Raw genomic sequence first — 2463 nt, 5'->3', positions numbered from 1 at the left:
GAACCGGCTTCCTGCCCTGCTCCGCAGGAGCTTCGTTTCCTCCCCTGCCTGAAGGCAGGGGTATCCACGAAGGAGAGCCCCGATGACCACCAACCACGCCCAGGAGACCCCCCTCGTCCGGCTGCGCTCCGAGGGCGCCGTGGACCAGGAGACCCTGGCCTACGCCCGTACGAAGATCGACGCCCTCGTGGGCCGGCCCGGCCTACCCGCCGTCAGTGGCGAGGTGCATCTCGTGCGAGCGGCCGCCGGCCACCGGTGGTCGGCCACGGCCGACCTGCACATCGGCGGTCGTCAAGTGGTCGCGTTCGCCGAGGAGGCGACGGGCACGGAGGCCGTCGACCGGCTCCAGGACCGGCTACGCCGCCAGACCGACAAGGCCGCGCACACGCGGGACGCAGGGAACCGGACGACGGCCCCGCCGTGGCGCGGCGGAGGCGGACAGCCGGTTCCCGGTGCAGGACCCGGCGCCACGGCAGACGGTTCCGGCACGACGTGACGCAGCAGTGGCAGGAGGCCCGGCCAGTCACAGTCCAGCGGCCGGGCCGCCGGGCCCCCTACAAGGGCCGCCCGGACCAGTGAGGTGACCAATGGCCCACTGACGTGACCCCGGACCGCAGGACACCGTGGACCCACGCTTCCCGAACGGGCTGCGAGAACGAGGAGTTGTGTGATGGCGAAGGCATATCTGGTGGGCAGTGGGATCGCGGCGCTGGCTGCGGCGACGTTCCTGATCCGTGACGGCGGGCTCGAGGGATCCGACATCCACCTCTTCGAGGAGCAGCGGACCCTCGGCGGCAGTCTGGACGCGGGCGGCACGCCGGACGCCGGTTACACGATGCGCGGCGGGCGGATGTTCGAGGCCGAGTTCCGCTGCACCTACGACCTGCTGTCCGGTATCCCCACCCTCGACGACCCCGCCGTCTCCGTGACCGAGGAGATCCTGGCCGGACACGAGGACTTCGCGTGGGACGACATCGCCCGCCTCGTCGACGGAGACGGCAAGATCATCGACACGACCTCGATGGGATTCTCCGAGCGCGACCGGCTGGAGCTGGTCCGCTGCCTGGCCACCCCCGAAGGGCACCTGGACGGCAAGCGGATCACCGACTGCTTCGGCGAACACTTCTTCACCACCAACTTCTGGTTCATGTGGTGCACCACGTTCGCCTTCCAGCCCTGGCACAGCGCGATCGAGTTCCGCCGCTACCTCAGGCGCTTCGTCCACCTGTTCTCCGAGTTCGCCGCCATGTCGGGTATCCACCGGACCCGCTACAACCAGTACGACTCCATCATCCGGCCCCTGACCGCCTGGCTCCGCGAGCGCGGTGTCACCGTGCACACCGGCTGCCGCGTCACCGACCTCGGGTTCACCCCGGGCATCGGGAGCGGCACGGTCGAGACCATCCACCTGAGCCGGGGCGGCCGAGACGAGAAGATCGCCGTCACACCCGAGGACCTGGTGTTCGTCACCAACGGCTCCATGACCGACGCTTCCAGCCTCGGCTCGCACACCTCCGCGCCCCCGCCTGCCCCGCAGCGCTCGGACGCCTGGCTGCTGTGGCACCGACTGGCCCGCGGCCGCGAAAACTTCGGTGACCCGGCCGTCTTCGACAAACACGTGAAGGAGTCCCGCTGGGAGTCCTTCACGGTCACTACGAAGGACCCCGTTTTCCTGAAGGCGCTGGAGGAGTTCAGCGGCCGGCCGACAGGCAAGGGCGGCCTGATGACCTTCACCGAGTCGAACTGGCTGCTCACCCTCGTCGCCAACCGCCAGCCCGTCTACCGCGACCAGCCCGAGGGCGTCGGCGTCTGGTGGGGCTACGGCCTGTTCCCCGACCGCACCGGCAACCAGACGCCCAAGCCGATGACCATGTGCACCGGGCGCGAGATCCTCGAAGAGATCCTGCACCACCTCCCGTTCGACGCGCGCACGGCGGCCCGCATTCTCGCGACCTCCACCGTCGTGCCCTGCGTGATGCCGTACATCACCAGCCAGTTCTTGACCCGTCGCCGCGACGACCGGCCCCGGGTGGTGCCCGAGGGATCGGTGAACCTCGCCTTCGTCGGACAGTTCGCCGAGGTGCCCGACGACGTCGTCTTCACCGTCGAGTACTCCGTGCGCACCGCGTGGGCGGCGGTGGCGCAACTCCTGAAGCTGGACAAGCAGCCGCCCGCGGTCTACAAGGGCCACCACGACCCCCATGTACTGGCCGCCGCGCTGGAGACCATGCACCGCCGGTGATCACCGACGTCGCCTCACTCAAGGTCGTCCACCGTCAGGATCCGACTGCCATTCCCGATGCCTGACTCTTCCAAAGCCGTTACGGCGGCGTCGACATCACGCGCGAACAGCACAACTGCGAGTGAGTGACTCTGACGCGTAAATAACAGCAGGTGGGGGCTCTTTCGGGCAGGGGTGTCGGCCCGGTCGGGTCTGTCCGCCGGGCCCCTTCCCCCCTGTTC

3 protein-coding genes are annotated in these 2463 nt (G+C 69.2%); 2 read left to right on the top strand and 1 reads right to left on the bottom strand.

The features are described from left to right. Positions 1-82: 82 nt before the first annotated feature. Together ABT085_RS45680 and ABT085_RS45675 are read left to right on the top strand one after the other, a co-directional pair. On the top strand, positions 83-496 hold the full coding sequence (locus tag ABT085_RS45680; RefSeq protein ID WP_351622996.1) for an HPF/RaiA family ribosome-associated protein: 414 nt from the start codon (positions 83-85) through the stop codon (positions 494-496). Between the two features lie 171 nt (positions 497-667). After that, entirely contained in the window at positions 668-2242 is a 1575-nt protein-coding gene (locus tag ABT085_RS45675; RefSeq protein WP_351622993.1) for an oleate hydratase, read from the top strand. A 14-nt stretch (positions 2243-2256) separates the two neighbouring features. Here ABT085_RS45675 and ABT085_RS45670 read toward each other — a convergent pair. Then, positions 2257-2463, bottom strand: a 207-nt coding sequence (locus ABT085_RS45670; protein ID WP_351622990.1) for a hypothetical protein, incomplete at its 5' end; no start/stop codon positions are given.

This window comes from Streptomyces sp. NPDC002265 (genome assembly GCF_040296125.1).
Lineage (GTDB): Bacteria > Actinomycetota > Actinomycetes > Streptomycetales > Streptomycetaceae > Streptomyces.
Note: the sequence above shows the minus strand (reverse complement) of the source record. Positions and strands in the feature narration are given on the sequence as shown.

Excerpts from the sequence above, each read along its gene's own strand:
- ABT085_RS45680 (WP_351622996.1), top strand. The coding sequence starts at position 83 with ATGACCACCAACCACGCCCAGGAGACCCCCCTCGTCCGGCTGCGCTCC.